The sequence below is a fragment of the Bacillus sp. UMB0728 genome (genome assembly GCF_002858875.1).
Classification (GTDB): Bacteria; Bacillota; Bacilli; order Bacillales; family Cytobacillaceae; genus Bacillus_AB; species Bacillus_AB infantis.
Genome location: NZ_PKLA01000003.1, coordinates 128,812 through 149,993, shown reverse-complemented (window position 1 = coordinate 149,993; position 21,182 = coordinate 128,812). Strand labels below are relative to the sequence as shown.

The following is a 21,182-nucleotide window of genomic DNA, read 5'->3' as shown; positions in this document are numbered from 1 at the left end:
GAAACCCTATTGCAATTTGATAAGGATAGGATTAAAGAAAGCCTTAGCGAAGAAGAAATACATAAGATATTAAAGGATTTAGGCAGTAAAGATCCACTTCAAGGCAATCAGTTCCAAACTGTTTGTCATGGGGGACATAAACATAAGCTCTACTATTATCACGATTCAAAGTCATTTCACTGCTATACTGATTGCTCAACTAATATGGATATATTTGAAGTTGTAATCAGAGCTAAAAAGGAACAAGGTTACACTTTATCATTCCCTCAAGCTGTTCAGTATGTTGCCACTTTAACGGGAAAGACATTTGGTTTCTCAGCAGTAGTAAGCAATTCAAAAAATGACATTGTTGACGATTGGGATATGCTGAACCGTTATAAGAAGAAAGAAAAAGCGATCCCAGAATTGCCAGAGCAGAGTTCAAAAGTAATGGATGTATTTTTACACCTTCCTCATGAAGAATGGTTAAACGAGGGTATATCATACGACACTCATGAAAAGTTTAATATCTCCTATTACATAAGAGAAGAAAGAATTGTGATTCCTCATTATGATTTAAATAATCGCTTAGTTGGAATTAGGGGAAGAGCGATGAGAGAAGAGGATATAGAGGCAGGAAAGAAGTATATGCCACTCACAATACAAAATAAACTATATAACCATCAAACGATGTTCAACCTTTATGGGTTACATAAGACAAAAGAGACTATAAAGAAACTCAAAAAGGTGGTTATATTCGAGGCAGAGAAGTCAGTTTTAAAATGTGAGGACTTTTATGGGGATGATAATTTTTCAGTGGCTACATGCTCTAGTCAAATAACTAACTTTCATCGGGATATATTACTTTCGCTAGGGATAGAAGAGGTGATTATCTGCTTGGATAAGTTTAGGAAACAGAAAGAGAATGAAAGTGATGAGAAATATGAAGCTGCTATAGAAAGTTACCAGACGAACCTTTTGAGGTTTGCTAATAAATTCACACCCTATGTAAGGACATATATAGTTTGGGATGACTTCGATGTTCTTGATTATAAAGACAGTCCTTGTGACAGGGGCAGAGAAGTTCTAGAAGAGTTGATGAAATGTAAGTATGAAATTGGCACAAATGAAGGAGTGGAGATATGAAGTATGAATTGATTGGTAAGAACAACATTTTAGAGCCAATTGAAACAGTATTGAGAAACAGAGGGATTGAAGATATTCAATCCTTTTTCAACATTAGTGAGAAGGATACTATTCATTGGAGCAAGTTGAGGAATATGGATAGAGCAGTCGATTGCTTATTGGGGCATGTTAAGAAGGGGAGCAAAGTATTTGTTCAGACCGATAGTGATCCCGATGGCTATACATCAGCAGCCACTTTGATTGACTACTTAAAAAAAGCTTACCCTACAATAAATTTAGTGTGGAGGCTTCATGAAGGCAAAGAGCACGGAATTATCCTTAAAACTATTCCAGATGATGCTGATTTGGTAATTATACCTGATGCAGGGAGTAATCAATTTAAAGAGCACAAGACACTAAAAGAAAAAGGAATAGATGTTATTGTATTAGATCATCATGACTGCGATAGAGATTCAGAGGATGCTATTGTGGTAAACAGTCAACTATCTCCCGAATATCACAACAAGCAATTCTCAGGCGTTGGCATCACCTATAAATTCTGTAAGGCATTAGATGAAAGACTTAATTTAAAAATGGCTGACAACTATTTAGATTTAGTGGCGATTGGCAATATAGCAGATTCACAAGATATGAGAATACCAGAAACGAGATATTACGTAGATAAAGGGTTAAAGAAAATAAAGAATAAACTTCTCAAAGCCCTATACGACAAACAGACATTCTCAACTAAAGGAATAGTCAATATTAAGTCTACTGAGTTTTACATTAACCCACTAATGAATGCCTGTATACGTGTTGGTACTATGGAAGAAAAGACGCAGATGATGAAAGCACTGTTAGGATCTGATGAAACTATTTATTACAAGAGGAAAGACATATATGAGCCAATTGAAGTAAACACTGCTAGGCTTTTGGGTAACATTAAGAATAGACAAGGAAAGCTAAGGGATAAGGGTGTCGAATTAATTGAAGAAAAAATTGAAGGGAAAAATTTGCTTCAAAACAAACTTCTCATAGTTGATGTTACTAATATACTAGATAAAAACCTTACTGGACTTGTTGCAAATAAACTGAAAGACAAATACAAAAGAGGTACTTTATTAGTCAGGTACAACACTGAGAAGGAAGTTGTGACAGGCTCTATAAGGGGTTATGATAAAGGGGAGCTGAAGGATCTTAAACTCTTTCTACAGAAGTTAAAACTGTTTGACTTTGTTGAAGGTCATGCAAATGCAGCAGGTTTGCAGATTAAACCAGAAAAACTGATTGAAGCAAATGAGAAGATAAATGAATTACTTAAAGATATAGAGACTGATACAAGCCTACATGATGTTGACTTTATCATTTCTTCAAAGCAGCTAAAGAAACAATTTATTAAAGATATACATAAGCATCAAGATTTATGGGGGCATCAATTGGATGAGCCACTATTAGCAATAAAAGATGTTGAAGTGAATCGGGATGAGATTTATTTAAACGGTAAAACAACTAAGACACTTAAATTTGAAAGCAAAGGTATTGAGTATATAAAATTCTTTAGTAGTGAGTCTGAATGGATTGCTTTAAAGGATCATGGAGAAAGACTGGTTCTTGATGTTGTTGGAAAATGCTCTGTGAATGAATGGAATGGGGAAACAAAGTCTCAAATTGTCATAGAGGATTATGCAGTGACCCAAGTAAAAAAGAAACAAATATTGTTTTAAAGTCTTGATTAAGACAAAATAATTTAATATAATTAATTATATAATAAAGAGAGGTGATGTTTACTTTGTGTTTTATTTCTTGTCACAATCATACCGCCAAAGGGAGCAATCTTAGACTTCTTGATTGTACTAACGATGTAAAGGAACTTATCTTAACTGCTTCCCAGAACAACTACAAGGGAATAGCTATTACTGATCATGAATCTGTCTCTAGCCACATTGAAGCAATAAAGAAAACCAGGGAGTTGAAAGAAAAAGGTAAGATTCCTAATGACTTCAAGCTAATACTAGGTAATGAAATTTATCTTGTCGATTCACTTGAAGAAACAAGAGACAATTACAAATCAGGCGTGACTAAGTTTCCACACTTCATCCTAATCAGTAAGTCTAAAAAAGGTCATGAAATGTTACGTTTCCTAAGCAGTAAAGCATGGGAAAATTCCTTTTATACCGGGATAATGGAAAGAACACCAACAGTTAAGTCAGAGTTAGCAAGAATAGCGAAAGAGAATCATAATCAATTGATTGCTACTACAGCTTGTCTTGGCTCAGAAAGTTCCATCCACTTACTTGAAATTAAGAATGCAGAAGAGCGAGGAGATATTGAAGCTGCTAATTTTCACCGACAAAAGCTGAATGAGTTTATTCTATGGTGTATTGATGTTTTCGGCAAGGATAGTTTCTTCATTGAGTTACAGCCAGCACTGTCAGAAGAGCAAGTCTATGTTAACAAAAAGCTCATTCCAATTGCTGATCATTATGGTCTTAAACGAATAATAGCTACAGATACACACTATTTAAGACCTGAAGATAGAGTTGTTCACAAAGCATTTCTTAACTCCAAGGAAGGGGAAAGAGAAGTCGATTCATTTTATGAAGCTTGTTTCCTTCAAACGGAAGATGAAATCTTTGAGCGAATGAATTATATCGACAGAGAAATTGTAAGGGAAGCACTGGAGAACACTTTATTAATTGGTGAAATGATTGAGGATTACACAATTGAACATGATCCAATTATCCCGAAGATTGATTTACCGGACTTTGATTTGAGACATATGTTTAAACCTGCCTATGACAAATACGAATACATAAAGAAAATGGCTTTCTCAGATAATGAGCAGGACAGATATATGATTAAACTTCTGGAAGATGGGTTCGATGAAAATATTCCTTACAATGCATTAACAAAGGAAAAGTTTCATCTCATACTTAATCGAATAAATATGGAGTTAGAAGAACTATGGGAGATTAGCGTTAAACTCAATCAAGCTATGACTTCCTATTACATTACTGTAAGAGAGATTATCAATATCATATGGAATGATGAATGTGGTGGTAATTCTCTAGTTGGTTCTGGAAGAGGTTCTGCAGCAGGATTCTTGATTAATTACCTTCTAGGTATTACTCAGGTTAATCCCTTGGAGTACAATATTGAACTACCTCACTGGCGGCATCTACATCGATCACGTCCAGACATTCCTGATATAGATGTAGATTCAGAGGGAAGTAAAAGACCTCAGATAATTAAAGCCCTTATTGACCACTTTGGAAGCGATAAGGTGCTTCAAGTTTGTACATTTGGTACGGAGAAAAGTAAGTCTGCACTCCAGACAGCTTGTAGGGGATTGGGGATAGATAGTGACATTTCTCTATATCTAAGTGGAATGATTCCTTTTGAACGAGGACAGAACTGGACACTTTCTGACTGCTTCTTTGGAAATGAAGAGGAAGACAGAAAACCTGTTAAGGAATTTATTCGAGAGGTTGAAAAGTATCCACATCTAAAGGAGACAGCATTAAAGATTGAAGGGTTAGTGAATAAGAGGAGTATTCATGCAAGTGGGATTATAATTTTCAATGAAGAATATTATAAATCTAATGCAATGATGAAAGCTCCCAACGGTGATCCAATAACTCAATTTAATCTAGGTGATTGCGAAGCAGTAGGGAACGTCAAATTCGATCTTTTAACGATTGAGGCTCTAGATAAAATTAGAGCAGCATTAGACATGCTAATTGAGCACAAAGAAATAGAGTGGGTTAAGAATCTAAGACAGACATTTAACCATTACTTGCATCCAGACAATATTGAAAAGACTAATAGTGAAATTTACAATATGCTAGGAAGTGGAGAAATTCTTGACTTATTCCAGTTTTCAACAGAGATAGGTATGGAGACAACGAAGAAGGTTAAGCCAAGTAATCTATTGGAAACAGCTGCTGCTAACTCTCTAATGCGATTAATGTCTGATGGTGAGGAACAGCCAATTGACACCTTCATTAAATACAAAAATGATATCTCTCTTTGGTATAAGGAAATGGATAACTATGACCTTAATCCTGCTGAGGTGAAGGTATTAGAGGAACACTTATTGAAATTAAATGGTGTTGCTGATACACAGGAATCAGTCATGTTGCTCTCAATGGATGAGAGAATTGCTGGTTTTGATGTTGAAATAGCAAATAAACTACGAAAGGCTATTGCTAAGAAATCAAAAGATGCTCTTACAGAAGTTGAGAAGAAATTTTTTGAGAACGGAAAGAAACTTGGTAATAGAGAGGAAATCCTGAACTACGTATGGAATGTTCAAATAAAGAGGCAGCTCGGATACAGTTTTAGCGTCCTTCACACTCTTGCATATAGTTTGGTTGCCATACAGGAAATCAATTTGAACTATAAATATAATCCTCTATTTTGGCAGACTGCATGTTTATCAGTGAATGCTGGAAGTACTGAGTTAGAAACCATTGAGGAAGATCATAAGAACAAGTCAACCGACTATGGAAAGATAGCTGCAGCCATTGGTAACATTCGTCAAAGGGGAGTAAAAGTATCTTTACCGGATATAAATAAAGCGAAGTTTGGTTTCATTCCCGATTTAGATAATGACCAGATTATCTTTGGGTTGAAGGGTATGAATGGTATTGGTGATGAAGTTGTACATACAATCATTGAACACCGTCCATATAGCTCCTTTGATGATTTCTTAGTTAGAATGTTTGATACAAAGATAATTAAAAATGGGCAGATGCTACAACTTATTAAAGGTGGATGTTTTGACTCATTTGGTAGCAGAAAAGAAATGATGAAGCATTTTATAAGCCATACTTTTGAACCTAAGAAACAGTTGAATATGCAGAACATGAACATGCTTATCGAGAAGGATCTGATACCAGAAGAATATAGCTTAAATGTTCGCTTCTTTAAGTATAAGAAGTATATATCACAGTATGTTTTTGAAGTCATCAAGAAACCAAAAGACAGACTGTTCATCCTTGATGATATTTCTCAGCAATTCTTTGAGCAGCATTTTACTGAGGATTGTATTGAGAAGATTGAAGATGGTAAACTAATCATCTCTGAGAAAAGATTCATCAAAGAATATGATAAGAAGCTGGAAGATTTTAAACTTTGGCTAAGTAACGAAGATACACTTTCCTATGTAAATAACCAGCTATTTGAGGAAGCATGGAATGAAGTAGGAAATGAGTCGATTAGCAAATGGGAAATGGATTCACTGTCATTCTACTACCATGATCATGAATTGGCTCACACCAATAAAGAAAAGTATGACTTAAGCAACTTCTTTGAGTTACCTGAGAAACCTGTAGTGACTAATGAATATGTGTCAAGGGGTATTCCTCGTCAGGAGTTCCAGTTGAATCGGATTGTAGGGACAGTACTGGATAAGGATAAAAATAAACATCAGGTAACACTGCTAACGACTGATGGAGTAGTCACAGTTAAGTTTTATGCTGGAGCTTTCTCGCATTATAATAAGCAGATTTCCCGACCAATCAGTAAGGAAAAGAAGGAAGTAATTGAGCCTTCATGGTTCACAAGAGGAAATAAGCTGCTTGTAACTGGATTCAGAAGGGGGAATAAATTTGTTCCACGTAAGTACAAGAATTCAATCTATCAGCATACAGTAGCATTAATACAGGAGATTGATCAAGATGGTAATCTTTATCTTCAAACGGAGAGAAAGGAAGCCTAAGAAACGTTGATATATAAGGCTTTCAAGACTCATATTTTCCTATGAAAGTAAACTTTTATTCTAAATTAAATATTTACTGAAAATAGTGGATAAAAGGGTTGTAATTCAATACAAAATAAGTTAATATAAAATAAACTAACAAAGAGAGGTGATGAGCTTATCTTCCCCGATAAGCGTACATTATGAAGAAGCAATATGTATACACAGGAGTCGTCACAGCACTATTGGCTTCTAACTTAGTAACCGGATACCAATTCAAGAAAGAGGTTGATGGATTAGATCAGCAGGTTAACCAGTTAATAAAGGTCAATGTAGCACTGAAAGATGAAGTTTTCGAGAAAAGTAGCTTGATTGAAAAGCAGCAAGGTGAAATTAATACATATGAAGAGCAAGAAGTTAAGTTAAATAATCTAATAAAAGAAAGTGAACAAAAAGTAATTAAGCTTCAAAAAGAATTGGCAGAGGCAAAAAAGAGAAGTAAGGAGAAGCCCTAGAACTCAAATGGTGAGTAGAGGTGAAGAATCCTCTGCTCGTAAGCTATACGTTGAAATGACCAGCTACACTGCTTTTTGTGATACTGGCTGTACTGGAGTCACTGCGTTAGGGGTGAATGTAAAAAACACAATCCATTATCAAGGATACCGTGTAATAGCAGTTGATCCAAAGGTAATTCCCTTGCATTCAATTGTGAGAGTAGAGACTAAGAATGAAGTGTTTTTAGCTTATGCTGCAGACACGGGTGGAGCAATAAAGGGGTCAATTATCGACTTGTTAGTTGAAAATAAAACTGTAGCAAAAAGAAATGGAAGACAATTAGTTACCTTAACAGTGATGAGAGAAGGTAAAGGAGGCAAGTAAAGTGGTCAAGGACTACACGTTTAGTATTGGTCAGGAAGTCGTGCTCGTGAGTGATGCGAAGGATTTAATTAAGGAAAGAGGGGAAAAGGCGACAATCATTCATCTCTTACCTACAGACTATTTGAATGATTACTTGATTAAACTGGAAAACGGAGAAGAAACCAAAGTCAAACAACGAGAGATTCAAGCTATCCCAGAGGAGATGTTAGATATCAGTACCGGAGATAAAGTCATCTATGTACTAGCAAATGAGGAAGTTATAATCAGCAAAACGGATTTCTTTCATGGTCAAGTTGAAATTGAGTTTAATGATGGAAGTCATGTAGTAGTTGGGATTGAAGCTATAAGGAAAATTGATAAAGGGGATGGACAGATGAGTGAAGAGAAAGTAGGCTACTTTGAGAGCAGAGCACATGAGTTAGGAAAGTTAGTGGATACAAAACAAGCAGCTTATGGAGATTCCGTGAGTAAAGCAAGTCAATTAATGAAAGTATTCTTACAAGATTATAAGAATGATAACAATACATATACCATACCGGAAGAGTTACTGGATCACATCTTGCTTCAGGTTAGAATTATCGACAAACAGAACCGCATTTTTAGCAATCCAAAGGCAGATAAAATGAACGAAAGTCCTTATTCGGACATTTCAGGCTATGGCTTACTTGGTGAACGAATGCAAAATAATTAAATGCATTAAAATAAAGTAATTGATTTAACCAAATAGGAAGGTGATACCCATATTTAAATACATAGATTACGTCTTAGACACAGTGAGTTTCAACTACTATTACCAATGGTTTTATGGGTCAGATATCAGCCTGTTTGATAATTGTAGTTGGAGTGCTTATAAGAGGAATACAGGAGGTGATTTCTCATAATCAACTTAATTAATGAACGCTCTCTTGAACAAGGACAGAAAGTTGAAGTATACCGGAATCTAAATAAAGGCAAGTTATTCTCTATTAAAGATAAGAAATCTGGATTAGTTGTCGCACATGGGGATTCATTTAAGGTAACTGATGTTGTCTGCAAAGTTAGTGAAGGTGGTAGGCAACGAGTCATTAAAGATAAGAGGAAAAATGTCCATGCCTTTTTGAGTGCTACATATGCAGGTGAATGTGAAGTGGATAAAGGAGAAATGACTGAGCTTTATTATGATCCGTATACACTGGATTCATTTATTAATAAGGTGACAGGTGAAAAAGTTGCAGAGGCTGATGTGGTTTGGTTTAAGGATGGGAAAGCGTACATAAAATAATCGAATCTAACAACTCTTTCATGCGGAGTTAATTCAAAATACGAATAAAGAAGGAGATGAACTTAATGGTTATAAAAGTAGAGTGTAGAACTTGTAGCGACAAAGTTTCAAAAGAAAAAGCGTGGACTCTATGTGGTAGAAATTATGATAACCCTTCATATTTTTGTACAGATTCTTGCAGGAGGCATTTTCCTTACAAAAAAGAAGACTAAGACACAATTCGAAAGATATATATCGTTTAAAATTTGTCTTTTATAAGAAAAAGGAGGTCGTTATTGTGGGTAAATTCCTAGATATGATTGGAATTACTGATCCTTGGGTTCAAATAGCATTCGTAGGATTAACAAAACAATTGACTATATTCTCATTACCAGCATTAGTGGTTGGATTCATGCTAGGTAGATTTCTATAATTAAAACTAAATAATTACACATAAAAGGGAGATGCGTAATGAAATCAATGCAACGTCAACAGAAGGTTAAGGAACTGATCACTCAGTTCCCCTTCCTTACTGAAAATACCAATCAGCTCGTTACATACTACTGGTCTTATATAGAAGGTGCTGCAGACTTTGTGGATGTATCAAATTGTTCGTCTGCAGAATCAATCACACGAGCATTTAGGCGATTAGTTAAAGCTGGTGAAGTCACTGTATCAGAGGAAACGAAGCAAAAGAGGCAGCAGTATCAGCAGGAGTTTAGGGAAGAATATAAGGCTGTTTAAGGAGGGAATATTTATGATTGACTTCGAGGATGATCAATTTACACAGTTAATTATGGGATACCATGATATCGGACTACAGGTAAATGAGATGAAAAAGACACAGAAAACAGTACCGATTGAATGGTATGAGAACTTACTTGATTCAGTTATTTTCATGGCTAGTGAATGGAGAAATGAGTCAGGTAGGCATGATCAGTATGTTCAGGATATGAAGAAGGCACTGGGAATGTAATTTCAAATCTAACAGGAGATTTATAGGGAAACACAAACGTAGTGGCAAGGAGGATGAAAGATGAAAGAAGATACTGGTGTAAAAGACTTAAACGGAAAACCTGTTTTGGAAGGCGATGTTTTAGCTGACAAAGTACCGTCAAAAGGAATTGTTATTTTCTCAGAAGATCAATTTGTTGTTACTTCTGACTTTGATGGTAGGGATATTAGGCAAGTGTCTCATTCTGATTTATTGAACGAAAACTTGATATTGGATAACAACATGTACGTGATAGGTAACATCCACGACAAACCAGACTTAGTGTAATGTTTTAGTTTATAGATTAAACACTATATAAAGAATATTTTAATTGAAAAGGAGAGGTTAAATGAAGGTATTTGAAACTAGAAAGATTGATAAAGATATTCCAGTCAAAGTGATTTGCAATAAGAGCGGTAGAGAAATTCAATTAGAAAATGATGACGAGTGGGTTGGTCGTAATTTAATACATAGCTTTAGTGTTAATTTTGGATATGGTTCAGATTTTGACATGGACACTTGGGAATTTGATTTATGCGAAGATGAATTATTGAACTTCTTAAGAACATTGAAAGTTAGACCTTCTGGCTTTGCTGCCGATACAAAATATCCTGATCAAGTTTTTGAAGAGTGGAAACTCACAGGAAAATACAATTGGAGAGCAGGATGGACTTATGAAGAAATTAAGGATGATGATATAACAAGAAAGGAATCTGAAAGAAGATTCAAAGAAAAATTGAATCAATTTACAAATTTTAAAAGGAGGAATACATAATGTATAGTTCGATTATTGAAGGTATAGATGAAATAATTAAGTATCATAATGGATTAAACCATAATACTCACAATATGTCTGAGAAAGAGGTACACTACTTTATTCAGGGATTAGAAGTAGCTAAACAGACTATCAGGCAGGTTGAAGAGTTTAATGCTGATGAGTTAGCACATGAGACTTTTGAAGAAGTAGTTATAGCTCTTAAAGAAACTCTGGATGAAGAAGATATGAAAGAAACTATTAACCATGTGTTTGGCAACGAAGAAGAATAAATAAAATCTGGTTTTTATACTAAGGAGGAGTTAAGTTGGAGAAGAATAATTATCATTTGGAAATCTTATATAAAAGTGGAGTAATAGAGACATACGATACAGGAGAGGCTGAAGAGGATGCTCTTAATGGAGTAGCCAATACATTTGACCAAGCATTCTCTGAGGGGCTAAATGCAGTAGTTACTATTCCATCAAGTTCTGGAGCAACCTTTATTAATGTAAGTAGTGTAGCAAGAGTTAGTTTTTTCAAAAATGAAAAAGGCAATACCTAAGTATCACCTTCCTTCTAAGGAGTTAGCCTTTACCAAGAGTAGATCCAGCCTTGCTTTTCTGCTTTGCAGTGGACTTATCTGATGCAAGAACTTTGGCAGCACTAGATAATTGCCTTTTAGTAGGTTTCTTAGCCATATCGATACCTCCTTAATAGAATAGCAGTTCGCATGGATAAGTATACCAACCTACATATTGTATGTCAATTTATTTAAATACTACTACATATTGATTTAAATTAAGATATAACTTCGATTTTATCTGATTAAAACTTTGCAGCAAATGGAGGTTTTAAATGCTACCTTTTTACATAGCTTGGATGTTAACAGGAGTATTTGTTTTCGGATTAGGATACTGGGTTGGAAAAAACTTTTCAGATTAATTACTATAAAAATTAAACCGGAAAGAAGGGAATGAAATGTTATTTGATCTAGGTGACGTTGTAACAATTAAATCATCTGGTAAAACAGGTGAGATTACACAGTATAGACATGAAATTAAAATTGTAAAAGGTGTCCGTACAGAGACTCATCAGTATTACGTTCAAACAGGTACATATATGTCCAATTTATATTCAGAAGACGAATTAAAGCTACCTGATAGCTTTGACAATCGCTTTGAAGAAGGATTAATGACTCTGCTTATTGATGTAAACTTGAAATCTAAGGGGTAAACAACTTTCTTGGGGATAAAACTTACAGTAATTAACAGATTATTAGATTCGTATAACATACAAGTTTATGAATAAATATTAAATAAATAATAATACAAGTTATTGTATAAAAATGAGGTGAAAAATAATTGGCAGGTTTCACGATAAGTTGCAATAATTGCGGAAACGAAATTGTTACTGGTGACGACTATAAAAGAAAAAATGAAAGAATATCACTTTATGCGGAACTTAATAGCTATCGAAATATGAGCGAGTGGATAGAGGTAACTCTATGGTGCGAGAGTTGTGATAACAGTACAGAATTTGAAGACTAAGGAGGTAGTAAGTGAATAATAACAATATTCTTATCCGTATTGACGAAGCTCTCGAACGTATGCGAAATGATGGTGCGGAAGACGATAACTGTCCTTATTACGAACGATTAAAGGCGAAACGTAACGCAATAGCTAACGGAGCTTCATACGCAACATACAGCATTGCTCCCTATTTAATTGCTTATGTTGGATCGCATATACCTGACGTTAATATAGGGATGGACAATAAAGTAATAAAAGGTCGTGGAGATAAAAGGAAGGCAACACTAAAAGCGATTACGGGAGTTGAGTAAATGAACGAAAAGGTGTTTCATCCTAAAAAAGGTTGGTATGCTGAATTTTATAAGTTTCCGAGATTCGGAGGGTGGTCGTTTGTTTTTGGACTAACGAAAGAATTGGTTCAACATTGCATGAATGGTTATGAAAACCCTATTACTCATTCAGGGTATAAGACAGGATTTTTTGCGACTGCATTCGGTTATCAAATAGCAGTTGGGTATAACTCAGTGAAAGAAGTTAAGTAATGGTTGAATCTGATTTTCTATCGTATGCTGTCGGGTTTATACATGGCGTTTTTATATCTTTGTTAGGTTACAAGCTACTCAAAAGGAGATGGCGATAATATGAACTTTGATAACTGGCAAGAAAGAATAGAGGAAATCAAACAATTATGGGAATGCGAATGGTCAACGGTAGGAATGTCCACTCATGTAAGACACGCCGATGTAGGTTGGTTGCTTGAATTTATCGAAGCACAAAGAAAGTTAATCGAGTCATACGGAAGAGTTACAGAAGGTATGACAGAATCCAAAGCATCATCGAAAAATGATTTTTTTAACTGCTTTTGGTGTGGAGATATAGAAAGTCATGATAACGGCTTATGCGTGGATTGTCAAATAAAGCACCCCGAGTTAATTATTGACTAACAAGTTATACCTCTAATAGCCGATAACTATAATACATGGTTATCAATAATTAAGGAGGTACAAATAGATGAACGTACTTGGTTTAGAGGAGTTTGAAGTCTTAGAAGGTTATGATAGCGAGGAGTATTACAAGTTCGTTGTAGAGGCTAAAGAGCCACCAGTATTCTGTACGCTATGTGGAGCATTCATTGAGGAAGGACAGCAATTCAAGGTACACGATAAGCGACCTCGTAGCGTTGCTGATGTAGACCTTAGAGGTAAGAAGGTTGTAATAGACATCATTCAGAAGCGTTACAAGTGTCCTAACTGTGGAGATAACTTCACTGAATACTTTAGGTCTATCGCAAGAAATGACAGAGTTACACAGCGATTATTCAAGCGTATGGGCGAGGATTCAATCAAAGGGAAGAACACCTTTAAGAGTATAGCTGAACAACATGGAGTGACTGATACAACGGTCAAACGAGCCTTTTGGGAACATGTAGACGATCTATATAGAAATCGTATCTTAATAGCTCCAAGAGTCCTTGGAATAGACGAGGTATATCTTCACGAAGAAGGTATTAAACGTAAACAGCCTTTTGCAGTGTTCACAGACTTAGAGAAGAACGAAATCATAGAGTTTGTTCCTGGTATCGAAAAGGAGCTTGTGAAGGATGTAATCAAAAGCATGAAAGGCTATGAGAACATTGAGATAGTCGCTATGGATATGAACGCAGGCTATCGTAATGCGGTATATGAGACTATACCAAATGCTTATTGTGTTGTAGACCACTTCCACGTTATTCAAAAGGCTAACATGAAGCTAAACGACATTAGAGCTAAGGTTCAAAACAAGCTACCAGAAGGCGAAAAGAAGGAACTATTTAAAGTAAGAGCCTTAATCACTTCCAACAGAGAGAATCTTGACGAGGAAGCAATATTTAAACTGGATGCTGAATTAGAGAAGTATCCAAGGCTTAATACGGCTTACTGGATTAAGGAAGGTTTACGGAATGTTTATAAGCAAACTACCAAATATGACGCTAATCAAGAGTATTACAAATGGGAGTCGTCAATCCCTAAAGATGCTAAAGAGATGAAAGTCATACAGAAGATGATTAACCGTCTTAGGAAGGAAGTGTTTGCTTACTTCGATGGAAGAGTCACCAATGCCTATACAGAGTCATTCAACAATGTAATCAAACGAATTGTAAGGCTTGGTGTTGGTTACAGCTTTGATGTATTAAGAGCAAAGGTTCTCTTTGGAACGAAAGCTACAGAGGTTAAGAAGTTAAAGGATATGAATTTCAATCGTATATTCAATGAATTAGCACGTAAGTCAGGTAAGGTTATCTGGACTGATCCTAATAGTGAATATGCAGAAAATTATTCGTATAGGGTGAATATTGATGACTTATTACAAGCAATGGAGGAAGGGGAATTATAGTCCCTTTTCTCTACAATTCCCAACGAAAGTTGAATACCCAATCTAAGAATATGGCAGCAGTAAAAGACCTGTATGATCGGAGAAAGAAATATACAGTTTAGGAGTGATTAATTGAAGCCGACTATTTCAGATGAAAAACGACAACTCCTGTTGGATCTATTGGAGAATATTGAGGAGCAGATTGGCTGTTTATCGTGCAATATAGAAGAGAACCAGAACATTAATGATGCTGAATGGCGTACATATGAAGAGGAAATAAAGAAGCTTAATTTAGTATTAGGTGAGCTAAAGTCAGAAATATACTTTTCTTAAAAATAATTAATTAAATACAGTTGACTTTTAATACGAAACAAACTAATATAATATTATAAACTTGATAGAGTGGCTGAAACAAAACGGTCACTCTTTCTCATAAAAGAGGTGATTGAGATGAGCAAGCTGATCGAACTAAGGCTGAAAAAAGAGGCGCTTAAAAAGAAACTTGAACAAGTTGAAGCAGAATTGGAATTGGTTTATCATTTGATTGATGCTGAGTTGGAAGAGCAACTAGACAACTGATATAATCATCTTGGGTGATGAAAACATGCGAGCAAACTTAAGTGATGAACTAATGGAAGCAATCAATGAGGCAATTTACCTCGACTTAGAATTACATATTATCGAGAAACGTATGATGGAAGCTGAGAAAAAGGGTAACAAAGGATTTGCTGAACACTTGAATGTATTATTCTACAAGGTAAGCAGCAAGAGGAAAGCTAATAAGCAGTACCTGAAGGATAACGGGATAACTGTTTATGATCCAGTTAAGGTTGATGAATTCTTTGTAGAATACCCTTACTCACAGAAAGTCAGTGATGGAGGATACAAGGAAGGAACTAATCGTTACTGGCGGTCTGCTATGACTTTTAATTTGAAGAAAAGAATGGGTGGATATTTTAAGGGAGGTTAATGAGTGTTTCATTTACAAATTGATGAGCATTTTAGGATTCAAAACAGTGATGGTAGAAATTTTGTTTTGGAGAAGCTGGAGAAAGTAAAAGATCGTAAGTCTGGGGAAGAAAAGGAAGAATGGAAATTCAAGGGCTTCCACGGCAATCTGAGATATGCATTAGAAAGGTATACTACAGATGAAAGCGTGCTTGATCGGTTTGACGATAAGGTATCTGAAGTGAAAGAACTAATCCAGCACATGAAGAACATGGAGCAAATCATCAAAGATACACTCAAGAAGGAAAACATAGACCTGAGCTTTGTGAAGAATGGTCGAAACGATGACTGATGAGTTTTGTCATGTATGCCTTGAGCCTAACCCTTCCATAAGACAGACAATTAGATTAAGAGATGACAAGTCTACATATGATATTACTGGTCACATTCACTGTACTGATCCTATTTATGAGTTTACGCAGCAGACAAAAGATAAGATGCCTGTAAAGAAAATGTTGCTACTATTAAAGGAAAATAATCTCATAAATAGTATTGACTAATACAAAATAAACTAATAAAATAAGTTTATCACTTGTTGGAGGTGGGTAAGATGTAGTGCTCATTAGCAACACCTTGGACAAACAAAATAAAAAAGGAGAGTAATAGAATGAGATCAAGCTACAATCAGCAAATGAAACGCACAGTGTTCAATAACATTCATGAAGCAACATTCAGCCCGGAACGAAACTACTATGGCGTTGTGGAAATTGACGGGACAAATTATCTGCTTGAGCACAAGTCAAAGTTCCGTAATGAGGCTGTATCATACTTTGAGGAAGCAGCAAGGCTTGAACGTGGTCGATTGACTACTGTTGCGGCATTTAAATAAATAAGGAGTGAATTCATGGGGGAATTATTTGTACATCCAGCCTTCGTTGGAGCTGTTTCTGTGAGTGAAGGAAAGAGAAGGTTACATTCCTCAAAGAGTGATGACGTATATGCTCAAAAAGGCGACATAGTATTTACATCACTTACTGATGAAGAAGAAGTCATTACACTTACTAAGTACAAAGAGATGATCAGTGTAGAAGAAAAGAAAAAGCCCAAATATGATCTCGATGAGATGGCAGAAGCATATACACAAACTTGGGTGGATAATACAGTTGATGAAAGTTACATAGCTATTCCACAGGAATTCAAGACAAATAAAGCACTTTAATAGAAAATAATTATATATAATTAGAAAGAAGGTCATCGAGTGACAGTTATTACTAAGGACAATGGACGAAGAGAATTACCATTTGACGAACACAGGCTTACTGCATTTATTAAAACAGCAACTAGGGATTACCCTCAACTAGACGTAAATGAGTACACAGAAGCAGTATTAGATGCAATTACATCAAAAGAGAAATACTCTGCAGAACAAATTACAGACCTCCTAATCCTTGAAGCGAAGGCACGTATTGGTTATCGAGATGAAGAAAATGAGGACTCTAATTCACCAGACTGGACTTACGTTGCATCCTACATTTATATGAGATCCCTTTATAAAAAGGCTGCAAGTAACCGTGCTTACGATTCTTCACAAAAATACGGAGACTTCTATGGGCTTCTTAAATACCTCGGACACATTGGAGTTTACTCTTCATTAATCCTAAAGAATTACACTAAAGAAGAAATCAACGAAGTTGCTAAAGTAATTGATCCAGAGAAAGATAAATTACTAACCTATATCAGTGCTTATATGCTTGCTACACGCTATCTTGCAACTGATTATAAGAAGAATGTGTACGAATTACCACAGGAAAGATATATGATAATTGCCCTACATCTTAACGTAAATGAAGACAAGGCTACAAGGCTTGAAAAAGTAAAAGACTCCTATTGGGCATTAAGTAACTTGTACATGACTGCTGCTACACCGACATTAGCACAAGCAGGAAAGAGGGATGCTCAGTTATCAAGCTGCTTCATTGATACAGTGGATGATAGCCTCCAAGGAATCTACGACAGCAACACTGATGTTGCGAATCTGTCAAAGGGAGGCGGAGGAATCGGAGTTTACATCGGTAAAATCCGAAGTAAAGGTAGCACTATCCGAGGATATGAAGGAGCTTCGTCAGGCGTTATTCCTTGGATGAAGCAATTAAATAATACTGCTGTCAGCGTAGACCAATTGGGACAGCGAAAAGGAGCGATAGCAATATACCTAGATGTTTGGCACAAAGACATCTTCCCATTTCTCGATGCCAAGCTTAACAATGGAGATGAAAGATACCGGACACATGATATTTTCACTGGGGTATGTTTACCTGATTTGTTTATGGAGCAAGTTGAAAAACGTGGAGAATGGTATTTGTTTGATCCTAAAGAAGTTAGGGACGTTATGGGATATTCCCTTGAGGATCATTATGACGAAAAAGAGGGTAGTGGATCATTCCGTGACAAATATTATGAGTGTGTAAATTCTAACGAACTAAGTAAGATTAGGGTTGAGGCAATTGATATTATGAAGCGGATCATGGTTTCGCAGCTTGAAACCGGAACGCCATTTATGTTCTATCGTGATGAGGTAAATAGAAAGAATCCAAACAAGCACTTGGGAATCATTTATTGCACAAACCTCTGCACAGAAATCGTCCAGAACCAAAGTCCTACAACTGTGAAAGAGCAGCGAGAAGATAACGGCATGATTATTATCGAAAAAACTCCGGGGGATTTTGTTGTATGTAACCTTTCTTCTATCAGTTTAGCAAGAGCAGTAAGGGACGATGTGTTAGAGAGGTTGCTTCCGATTCAAGTCAGGATGCTTGATAACGTTATTGATCTTAATAACATTCCTGTATTACAGGCTCAAATAAGCAACAGAAAATACAGAGCAATTGGATTAGGTACATTTGGCTGGCATCATCTACTTGCCCTTAGCGGGATGCGTTGGGAAAGTGATACAGCAGTTGATTACGCTGATAAGCTTTATGAGAAAATTGCATATCTAACTATCAAGGCAAGCATGGAACTAGGTCAAGAAAAAGGAGCTTATCCAGCATTTGAAGGTTCAGATTGGCACAATGGAAACTACTTCACTGACAGAGGCTATGGAGTAGAGGGAGATGACACTGATCGATTTGTATCGAACAAACAATGGAGAGAGTTGCAAAAAGATGTATCTGAGAAGGGATTAAGAAATGGTTATTTGATGGCTGTTGCTCCTAATATGTCTACAGCTTTAATTGGAGGTTCAACACCTTCTATTGACCCAATCTTTAAGAAAGCATACTCAGAGGAAAAGAAAGACTACAAAATTCCAGTTACTGTACCCGATTTGAATCAGCGTACCACTTGGTATTATAAATCAGCATACCAAATTGACCAAAACTGGAGTATTAAACAAAATGCGGCACGACAAAGACACTTGGATCAAGGTATTAGTTTTAATATTTATGTTAAAAACGATGTTAAAGCAAAAACTCTACTCGATTATCACATGAATGCATGGAAGCAGAAAATGAAAACAACTTATTATGTGCGTTCAACTTCATCTAGTATTGAAGACTGTGATAGCTGCTCATCTTGATAAAATAATTACATAATAAAGGAGAAAGCATGGAACTTAAAAAAAGAGATATTATGAATAAAAATGCTCCAAATAGAGCAACAGCAATTATTAATGGGGAGTGCTCCAACATTCTTAACTGGGATGATGTCCAATTTAATTGGGCATTTCCCAAATATAAGAGGATGTTAGCAAACTTTTGGACTCCATTTGAAATCAATATGGCTCAGGATATCAAGCAATTCCCTAATCTCAGCGACTATGAAAAAGAAGCATTCCTAAAGATAATCGGACTTCTCGCACTATTGGACAGTATTCAAACTGACTATGCAGGCAAAGTTGCTGATTATCTCACTGATTCAAGTTTATCAGCACTAATGATTATTCTTGCTCAACAAGAAGTAATTCACAATCACTCATACTCATATGTACTGTCGAGCATTGTTGATAAAAAGAAGCAGGATGAAGTATTTGAGTTTTGGAGAAGTGAACCAACTCTAATCAAGAGGAACGAGTTTGTTACAGATGGCTACCGTCACTTTGCCGAAGAACAAACAGTTGAAAACTTCCTAAAATCCATTGTCTATGATGTTATCTTAGAAGGGTTGTTCTTCTACTCAGGATTCGCATTCTTCTATAACCTTGCTCAGAATCAGAAAATGGTTGCTTCTAGTACGATGATTAATTATATCAACCGTGATGAACAAATCCATGTAGACTTATTCGTTAAGATTTTTCATGAAGTATTGGCTCAAAACCCTGAAGAAAATACTGAAGAACTTAAGAAATTTGTTAACGATACTTTCATTAAAGCTGCTGAACTTGAAATTGAGTGGGGCAGATATATCATTGGCAATAACATCGAAGGGATTACAATGAACCAGTTAGAAGCCTACATTAAATTCTATGCTAATGTTCGTGCGAACCAATTAGGATTTGATCGTCCATTTGAAGGCTTCAGAACTAATCCTTTTAAATGGATTAAGGCATATGAGGAAGTTGACTTAGGAAGGTCAGATTTCTTTGAACAGAAGCCACGCCAGTATGTAAAGGTAAACACTCAAGATAACGGTTTTGACGATCTATAAAAATAAAAACAATATTAGGAGAGATAAATATATGAAACTTATTAAATTTGAAAAGACAGATTGCAACCCTTGTGTGATGGTATCTAATTTCCTTGATGATCAAGGAGTGAATTATAAGAGAGTGGATGTAGAAGTAAATCCTGATCTTGCTATTGAGCATATGGTAATGTCTACACCAGTTATCCTATTGGTTGACGATAATGGGCATGTAATCGAGAGAAGTCGAGGTTTTAACCCTGCTGAACTTGAAAATATGATTTCTAGGCTCTAATGTCCGTATATAGTGTACAAAATAACCAAAAATGTACATACGTGGTAGAAAAACGCTAATATTTTCACATAAAATGGGGATTTTAACGAATCCCCTCTTAAACTAAATAATTACATATAAAGGGGTAATTGAATGACAAATAAGATGGATGAAATGATCATTGTAGCACCTAGAAAAGAAGTTTTCGCAAATGAGACATTAACTTTCCAAGGTACAGAAACTGACAAAGCCAAAACTCAGCAAATTGTATCTAATATTGCTCGTACATATTCTGTTATGCGAAGGGGAGATGCTGAAGAGAATCAGGACTTCAAGCAGCCTATTCCTTATGTAGCAATTAAACGAGGAAATGAAGTGTTTACTTATCAACGGCTTCAAGGTGGAGGAGAGAAGCGGCTGCATAATCAAGTGTCTCTTGGAGTAGGAGGTCATCTCAATGATGTTCCAGATACTGACTTCTATGGCGTATTAGAAGACGGTCTGCAGCGTGAATTAGAAGAAGAGTTATTCATCAACAAAGATAACCTGAAGCTTAATACAATTGGACTAATTAATGATGACGAGAATGCAGTAGGTAAAGTACATATTGGAATGTTAGTTATTGGAGAGTTACCGGAAGATGAAGAAGTGTCAGTGAGGGAAACTGATCAATTACTTGGAAAATGGATGACTGTAGAAGATTTAAAGAAACCGGAAGTATACGAATCTCTGGAATCATGGTCTAAGTTTGTTGTCGATATTTTAAATTAATCATAAATACATT

28 protein-coding genes are annotated in these 21,182 nt (G+C 35.8%); all 28 read left to right on the top strand.

The window, feature by feature from the left end; translation table 11 throughout:
• The first annotated feature begins 9 nt into the window (after positions 1 to 9).
• The 28 genes from CYJ37_RS11585 to CYJ37_RS11455 all read left to right on the top strand — a co-directional run bounded on the left by CYJ37_RS11585 (position 10) and on the right by CYJ37_RS11455 (position 21,169).
• Entirely contained in the window at positions 10 to 1,125 is a 1,116-nt protein-coding gene (locus tag CYJ37_RS11585) for a hypothetical protein (protein WP_101549855.1), read from the top strand.
• Positions 1,122 to 2,828 carry a DHH family phosphoesterase gene (locus tag CYJ37_RS11580; RefSeq protein ID WP_101549854.1) on the top strand — a complete coding sequence of 569 codons (1,707 nt, stop codon included), beginning with the start codon at positions 1,122 to 1,124 and terminating at the stop codon, positions 2,826 to 2,828. The genes CYJ37_RS11585 and CYJ37_RS11580 overlap by 4 nt, the downstream gene beginning before the upstream one ends.
• A gap of 56 nt (positions 2,829 to 2,884) precedes the next feature.
• On the top strand, positions 2,885 to 6,826 hold the full coding sequence (locus CYJ37_RS11575; protein WP_101549852.1) for a PHP domain-containing protein: 3,942 nt from the start codon (positions 2,885 to 2,887) through the stop codon (positions 6,824 to 6,826).
• 182 nt (positions 6,827 to 7,008) lie between these two features.
• Positions 7,009 to 7,320, top strand: coding sequence for a hypothetical protein (locus CYJ37_RS11570; protein WP_101549850.1), 312 nt, complete (start codon positions 7,009 to 7,011; stop codon positions 7,318 to 7,320).
• 7 nt (positions 7,321 to 7,327) lie between these two features.
• Positions 7,328 to 7,684 (top strand): 3D domain-containing protein, encoded by a 357-nt coding sequence (locus CYJ37_RS11565; protein ID WP_101549848.1) that lies wholly within the window; start codon positions 7,328 to 7,330, stop codon positions 7,682 to 7,684.
• Position 7,685: 1 nt separating this feature from the next.
• The gene (locus CYJ37_RS11560) at positions 7,686 to 8,375 is read left to right on the top strand and encodes a hypothetical protein (protein ID WP_101549847.1); all 690 of its coding nucleotides are present in this window, start codon (positions 7,686 to 7,688) and stop codon (positions 8,373 to 8,375) included.
• 186 nt (positions 8,376 to 8,561) lie between these two features.
• Positions 8,562 to 8,945 (top strand): hypothetical protein, encoded by a 384-nt coding sequence (locus CYJ37_RS28085; protein WP_441296444.1) that lies wholly within the window; start codon positions 8,562 to 8,564, stop codon positions 8,943 to 8,945.
• Between the two features lie 450 nt (positions 8,946 to 9,395).
• Positions 9,396 to 9,668, top strand: a complete 273-nt coding sequence (locus tag CYJ37_RS11555) for a hypothetical protein (RefSeq protein ID WP_101549845.1) — start codon at positions 9,396 to 9,398, stop codon at positions 9,666 to 9,668.
• A gap of 13 nt (positions 9,669 to 9,681) precedes the next feature.
• Positions 9,682 to 9,900: a hypothetical protein gene (locus tag CYJ37_RS11550; protein WP_101549843.1), complete on the top strand. Its 219-nt coding sequence runs from the start codon at positions 9,682 to 9,684 to the stop codon at positions 9,898 to 9,900.
• Positions 9,901 to 9,960: 60 nt separating this feature from the next.
• Complete coding sequence (locus CYJ37_RS11545) at positions 9,961 to 10,206, top strand: YopX family protein (RefSeq protein WP_101549841.1); 246 nt, start codon at positions 9,961 to 9,963, stop codon at positions 10,204 to 10,206.
• 61 nt (positions 10,207 to 10,267) lie between these two features.
• The gene (locus CYJ37_RS11540) at positions 10,268 to 10,693 is read left to right on the top strand and encodes a hypothetical protein (protein WP_101549839.1); all 426 of its coding nucleotides are present in this window, start codon (positions 10,268 to 10,270) and stop codon (positions 10,691 to 10,693) included.
• A complete protein-coding gene (locus tag CYJ37_RS11535; RefSeq protein ID WP_101549837.1) occupies positions 10,693 to 10,965 on the top strand; it encodes a hypothetical protein in 273 nt (90 codons plus the stop codon). Before CYJ37_RS11540 ends, CYJ37_RS11535 begins: the two co-directional genes overlap by 1 nt.
• 35 nt (positions 10,966 to 11,000) lie before the next feature.
• The gene (locus tag CYJ37_RS11530; protein WP_101549835.1) at positions 11,001 to 11,237 is read left to right on the top strand and encodes a hypothetical protein; all 237 of its coding nucleotides are present in this window, start codon (positions 11,001 to 11,003) and stop codon (positions 11,235 to 11,237) included.
• Positions 11,238 to 11,653: 416 nt separating this feature from the next.
• On the top strand, positions 11,654 to 11,908 hold the full coding sequence (locus tag CYJ37_RS11525) for a hypothetical protein (RefSeq protein ID WP_101549833.1): 255 nt from the start codon (positions 11,654 to 11,656) through the stop codon (positions 11,906 to 11,908).
• A 325-nt stretch (positions 11,909 to 12,233) separates the two neighbouring features.
• Complete coding sequence (locus CYJ37_RS11520; RefSeq protein ID WP_101549832.1) at positions 12,234 to 12,515, top strand: hypothetical protein; 282 nt, start codon at positions 12,234 to 12,236, stop codon at positions 12,513 to 12,515.
• Positions 12,516 to 12,746, top strand: a complete 231-nt coding sequence (locus CYJ37_RS11515) for a hypothetical protein (protein WP_101549831.1) — start codon at positions 12,516 to 12,518, stop codon at positions 12,744 to 12,746.
• Between the two features lie 99 nt (positions 12,747 to 12,845).
• Entirely contained in the window at positions 12,846 to 13,148 is a 303-nt protein-coding gene (locus CYJ37_RS11510; RefSeq protein WP_101549828.1) for a hypothetical protein, read from the top strand.
• A gap of 67 nt (positions 13,149 to 13,215) precedes the next feature.
• Entirely contained in the window at positions 13,216 to 14,577 is a 1,362-nt protein-coding gene (locus tag CYJ37_RS11505; protein WP_101549827.1) for an ISL3 family transposase, read from the top strand.
• Between the two features lie 111 nt (positions 14,578 to 14,688).
• The gene (locus tag CYJ37_RS11500) at positions 14,689 to 14,889 is read left to right on the top strand and encodes a hypothetical protein (protein ID WP_101549825.1); all 201 of its coding nucleotides are present in this window, start codon (positions 14,689 to 14,691) and stop codon (positions 14,887 to 14,889) included.
• Positions 14,890 to 15,006: 117 nt separating this feature from the next.
• Positions 15,007 to 15,135: a hypothetical protein gene (locus CYJ37_RS27745; RefSeq protein ID WP_257964225.1), complete on the top strand. Its 129-nt coding sequence runs from the start codon at positions 15,007 to 15,009 to the stop codon at positions 15,133 to 15,135.
• Between the two features lie 52 nt (positions 15,136 to 15,187).
• Complete coding sequence (locus CYJ37_RS11495; protein WP_142385260.1) at positions 15,188 to 15,526, top strand: hypothetical protein; 339 nt, start codon at positions 15,188 to 15,190, stop codon at positions 15,524 to 15,526.
• 3 nt (positions 15,527 to 15,529) lie between these two features.
• On the top strand, positions 15,530 to 15,856 hold the full coding sequence (locus CYJ37_RS11490) for a hypothetical protein (RefSeq protein ID WP_101549822.1): 327 nt from the start codon (positions 15,530 to 15,532) through the stop codon (positions 15,854 to 15,856).
• A 315-nt stretch (positions 15,857 to 16,171) separates the two neighbouring features.
• Positions 16,172 to 16,393: a hypothetical protein gene (locus CYJ37_RS11480; RefSeq protein WP_101549819.1), complete on the top strand. Its 222-nt coding sequence runs from the start codon at positions 16,172 to 16,174 to the stop codon at positions 16,391 to 16,393.
• Positions 16,394 to 16,408: 15 nt separating this feature from the next.
• Positions 16,409 to 16,723: a hypothetical protein gene (locus CYJ37_RS11475; RefSeq protein ID WP_101549818.1), complete on the top strand. Its 315-nt coding sequence runs from the start codon at positions 16,409 to 16,411 to the stop codon at positions 16,721 to 16,723.
• A 39-nt stretch (positions 16,724 to 16,762) separates the two neighbouring features.
• A complete protein-coding gene (locus CYJ37_RS11470; RefSeq protein ID WP_101549816.1) occupies positions 16,763 to 19,081 on the top strand; it encodes a ribonucleoside-diphosphate reductase subunit alpha in 2,319 nt (772 codons plus the stop codon).
• Between the two features lie 29 nt (positions 19,082 to 19,110).
• Positions 19,111 to 20,148 (top strand): ribonucleotide-diphosphate reductase subunit beta, encoded by a 1,038-nt coding sequence (locus CYJ37_RS11465; protein ID WP_101549814.1) that lies wholly within the window; start codon positions 19,111 to 19,113, stop codon positions 20,146 to 20,148.
• Positions 20,135 to 20,419: a glutaredoxin family protein gene (locus CYJ37_RS11460; RefSeq protein ID WP_257964224.1), complete on the top strand. Its 285-nt coding sequence runs from the start codon at positions 20,135 to 20,137 to the stop codon at positions 20,417 to 20,419. Before CYJ37_RS11465 ends, CYJ37_RS11460 begins: the two co-directional genes overlap by 14 nt.
• A 132-nt stretch (positions 20,420 to 20,551) precedes the next feature.
• On the top strand, positions 20,552 to 21,169 hold the full coding sequence (locus CYJ37_RS11455; RefSeq protein WP_101549812.1) for a hypothetical protein: 618 nt from the start codon (positions 20,552 to 20,554) through the stop codon (positions 21,167 to 21,169).
• The last annotated feature ends 13 nt before the right edge of the window (positions 21,170 to 21,182 follow it).